Origin of the sequence: Microcystis sp. T1-4 (genome assembly GCF_000297435.1) — a bacterium.
Taxonomy (GTDB): domain Bacteria; phylum Cyanobacteriota; class Cyanobacteriia; order Cyanobacteriales; family Microcystaceae; genus Microcystis.
On the sequence record NZ_CAIP01000299.1, the window covers coordinates 1 to 927 of the forward strand.

2 protein-coding genes are annotated in these 927 nt (G+C 44.7%); both read right to left on the reverse strand.

What is annotated here, in order from left to right; genetic code table 11:
* Positions 1-171, reverse strand: a 171-nt coding sequence (locus MICAI_RS27940) for a type IIL restriction-modification enzyme MmeI (protein WP_198285305.1), incomplete at its 3' end; no start/stop codon positions are given.
* A gap of 72 nt (positions 172-243) precedes the next feature.
* Positions 244-825 (reverse strand): hypothetical protein, encoded by a 582-nt coding sequence (locus MICAI_RS16370; protein ID WP_008204573.1) that lies wholly within the window; start codon positions 823-825, stop codon positions 244-246.
* Between the last annotated feature and the right edge of the window lie 102 nt (positions 826-927).

A 927-nucleotide genomic window follows, 5' to 3' on the forward strand; every position in this document is an offset into this window, starting at 1 on the left:
GGCTTTTTTTATCGGTTGCTCAAAACTGGCTACCCTACGCCGTGAAATGCCAAAGACATGAAAAAACTCATTCCAAAAAGATTGAGATTCTGCTTTTTCTGAAGTCTCTCCTTCCCACTCTTTTTGAAAAGCGATGGCGCGATTTTTTATTTCATTCCAACTTAAAGGCATAGTTTTAATTCCTTCCCTACCCCCCTATGAGTCTGGGTAGGGATTCTAGCACATTCGTGGAAATAATCTTGATTAAGGCTTCTGGTCTTGATTTTGGGGATAACTGGGGAATAGATCCCTGGGGAAATCCTCGGCACTTAAACAGGTTTGTAAAGCTTGGGACGGGTTATTTTTGTCCACACCACGACTGACAGCGATAACGCACTCAGAAAAGCGACCGGGTAATAAACTTTGACGACAGGAATCTAAAACCTGTTTAGAAATCCCTAATTTATCAGGTTCCTTGGCTGTTTCCGTTTGTTTGAGGGAATTAGTGGCAAATAAGGGGGCAGCGCGATGGATATCGACCACACAGTGACCTAGGTCGATGGGACGACGCACTTGAAAACAAGCTTGCAGAGCCAGATTACCATCGATCGGGGTTTTGGATTTAATCATCACCACACACCGGGATAATTCTTTAGGAATTAATGCTTCTGAACAAGCGGTGGCAGCATCTTGGGGACTCACTCCCGTGCCGACAATCTGACTGATACAGGCACTGAATTGATTATTGTTGCCAAATGCGATCGCTGCTCGGTTCATTTCTACTAAGCCAAGGGAAATAGTAGCGATCGCGCTCCAACTAGCAATTTGTTTAATATAGTTTTTCATTGTTTGCTCACACCGAAGATTTTAAGGCTAACCCGCCACGATCTTAACAGATTCACGGGGAACAGGAAACAGGGAGATGGGGGAATGGGGGAATGGGGGAAT